Source organism: Falsiroseomonas oryzae (genome assembly GCF_027856955.1).
Classification (GTDB): domain Bacteria; phylum Pseudomonadota; class Alphaproteobacteria; order Acetobacterales; family Acetobacteraceae; genus Falsiroseomonas; species Falsiroseomonas oryzae.
Map to the genome: position 1 here is coordinate 1 of NZ_JAPSMD010000524.1, position 3,287 is coordinate 3,287.

The 3,287-nt window shown below is 69.7% G+C and carries 2 protein-coding genes; one reads left to right on the forward strand and one right to left on the reverse strand.

The window, feature by feature from the left end:
• Window positions 1-627: 627 nt before the first annotated feature.
• The gene (locus OZN99_RS28200; protein ID WP_270938543.1) at window positions 628-1,338 is read right to left on the reverse strand and encodes a Crp/Fnr family transcriptional regulator; all 711 of its coding nucleotides are present in this window, start codon (window positions 1,336-1,338) and stop codon (window positions 628-630) included.
• A 152-nt stretch (window positions 1,339-1,490) separates the two neighbouring features.
• Between OZN99_RS28200 and OZN99_RS28205 the strand changes: the two genes are divergently transcribed.
• The coding region (locus OZN99_RS28205; RefSeq protein ID WP_270938544.1) for an amidohydrolase at window positions 1,491-3,287 on the forward strand (1,797 nt) is incomplete at its 3' end.

Below are 3,287 nucleotides of genomic sequence, written 5' to 3' on the forward strand. Positions count from 1 at the left end.
CCGGCGACGAAGTACTCCAGCAGCCGTTGCTGAACCGAACGCGACAGCCGGCTCCGACGGCGCCTAACCATCTCTCCAACCTAGCCTTTCCACCCTTAGCTAGGTCAGCCCCTCGGACAAATTCGCCGGGGTGCGGCGGGGTGGGGTGCGGGGCTGATTCGCTGGTTGAAAGAGCGGGCCGGGTTAAGGATGGGTGCGGCATTAATTCCTATATTGGCGGGGGCTGGAGGGGTTGTCCAGGGAACCGCGCTCGCCGTCTGGCCTAAACAGCTGTGTAGGGCGGGGAGCGGACCTTGATCGGCGGAGCCAACTCGCCAGAGCGCGTCCCCGGGGCCAGCACGGTTCATGCACGGGCGAGGCGGTGCATCGGGCATGCGAAGCTTCGCCGACATCGCGGTGGACGCGGTCGCCACCGACGGCAGGCCTGATACCCAGCAGACGACGTTCCGACCTGCGGCCCGGACGGCCGGGCGCCCGAATGGGCGCCGCGGCTTCTACCGCGAAGCTGGCCGCGCGCATGTGTCGCGCCCAGCGTCCGAGGGGGACGACGGTGAACCCTTCGTCCGCTCGGTATGGCACATCGCGGTTCGGATGCTCCCGGCGCCTGCACCGACGCCGGCGGTGCGATCATCCGATTCCGTCCTCGTCCAGGTTGCTGGCGAACGCCGACAGCGCGGATGGCGCCAGGATCGCAATCCGCTGATACCCGACGCGCACCCAGCCCCGGCTCGTGAAGTCGGCGAGGCACCGGTTGACCATCTGCCGGGATGCGTTGGCCATCTCGGCGACGTCGTTCTGGGAGAGCCGGTAACCCGCGGGATCGCCCGGCGACGTGCCATGCAGTGCGCCCGTTGCGCGCAACAACGTCGCCGCGACGCGGCGATCCAGGCGCGGGATCAGAAGGTCCGAGACCGCCTCGATCGCCACGCCCATGTTGGCGTTCGCGAGGACCGCCAGACTCCGCGCGATCTCCGTGCTGCCGCGCGAAAGGTCCCACAGCGCCGCCAGCGGCACGTACAGCGTCCTCGTCGGCTCCATCGCGCGGAAGCCGAGAACGCGCCGGCCGCGCGTCATCAGCGGTCCGTGGCCGAACCAGGTGCCGCGCCGGGCAACATGCGCGAGGCGAGGCTCACGGCCTTCGGTCGCCACGAGGATCCCGATCGCACCCGTCGCAATCCCGTAGGTCCCTCCGGCATCGTCGCCGATGCGGAACACCACCTCGCCGGCGTCGAACTCGACGGGTTGGGCGCGCGCGAGGAACGCGTCCTGGACCTCGGCAGGCTCCCGGGCCAGCCACCCATGCTCGCGAAGCAGCGTTGCGGCACCGAACCGCTCCATCTCGTCCCCTCTCCAAGCCCGCCGCAGTTCGGTCGTGACGTCTTCCCGGATGTCTGTTTTCAGACAAACTGATCTGCCGCGCCGTGACAACCTCCGATGACAGGAGACAGTCGGCGCCCGCCGGGGCGCTCACGGGTGAGGGAAGCAACGCCATGACCAGCACGACGCGCCGCAGCTTCACCGGTGCCGCACTCGGCCTTGTCGCCGCCGGCGATGCCGCCGCTCAGGCGCTCGGCCTGCAGGACATCATCAACCGCGTCGCGCCGCAGCAGGGGGCGACGATCTACGTCGCGCGGGAGGTCATCACCATGGACCCGCGCCGCCCGCGCGCCGAGGCCGTTGCGGTGGTGGGCGACCGCATCGCGGCCGTGGGCAGCCTCGCGGAACTGCAGGCCCTGGCGCGCGACCAGCCCTTCCGGGTCGACCGGACCTTCGACGGCAAGGTCGTCCTGCCCGGCTTCGTCGAGCAGCATGTCCATCCGGTGCTCGCCAGCCTGATGGTGGTGGCCGAGGTCATCGCGATCGAGGACTGGGATACGGTCGGCGGCTTCCGCCCGGCGGTGCGCGACGAGGCGGGCTATCGCCGCCGCTTCGCCGAGGCGCTGGCCGCGCACAAGGCGCGCGACCCGCAGGCCGTCTTCCTGACCTGGGGCTACCACCACTACTTCCACGGCGCGATGTCGCGCGACTGGCTGGACCAGCAGGCGGGCACGACGCCGGTGATCGTCTGGCACCGCAGCCAGCACGAGGTCTACCTCAACTCCGCGGTCATGCGCCGCTTCGGCGTGGACGACGCCTTCATGGCGAGCTTCACGCCGAGCCAGCGCGCGCAGGCGGATGCCGCCAAGGGCCACTTCTTCGAGCAGGGTACGCTGAAGGTGCTGGAGAAGATCGCGCCGGCCATGGCGACGCCCGAGCGCATGCGCGAGGGGCTGGAATTCACCGTCGGCTATTACCACCGCAACGGCATCACCACGGCGGCCGAGCCCGGCGGCTTCTACTCGAAGCCGCTGCAGGACGCGATCAACGCCGTCTATGCGGCGGACTCCGTGCCCTTCAACCACTACTTCATCCCCGACGGGAAGTCCTTCGCGGCGATGTTCCCGACCGACGGCGCGGCACAGGTGGCCGAGGCGCGGAAGCCGCTCGCCTGGGGATCGGGGCGCTCGCGCTGGCTGCCGAAGCAGATCAAGTTCCTGACCGACGGCGCGATCTACAGCCAGCTGATGCAGATGAAGGACGGCTACACGGACGGCCACCACGGCGCCTGGATCATGGACCCCGACGTGTTCTCCGTCGCCTTCCAGGCCTTCTGGGACGCCGACTACCACATCCACATCCACAACAACGGCGATGGCGGGATGGAGGTGCTGCTCGCCAACCTCGAACGCGCGATGCGCCGCCGGCCGCGCTTCGACCACCGCACCACGATCGTGCATTTCGGCTTCGCCGCGCCCGAGCAGATCGCCAAGGCCGGCCGGCTGGGCTGCATCGTCAGCGCCAACCCGTACTACGTCACCGCGCTGGCGGGCCGTTACGCGCAGATCGGCATCGGGCCGGAGCGCGCGCGGCGCATGGTGCCGCTGAAGGATGCCGAGAATGCGGGCATGTCCATCTCCTTCCATTCGGACATGCCGATGGCGCCGGCCAAGCCGCTGCAACTGATCTGGGCGGCGGTGAACCGCTTCACCGCGGAAGGACCGGTGATGGGCGAGGACCAGCGAGTCAGCCTCGACCTCGCGTTGCGCGCCATGACGATCGAGGCGGCCTATTCCATCAGGCTGGAGAACGAGGTGGGCTCCATCACGCCGGGCAAGCTCGCCAACTTCACCATCCTGGAGCAGAGCCCCTATGGCGTCGCGCCGGCGGCGCTGAAGGACATCCTGGTCTGGGGCACGGTGCTGGAAGGGCGGGTGCAGCCGGCCCCGCCCGCGCCGGGGCCGCGGCGT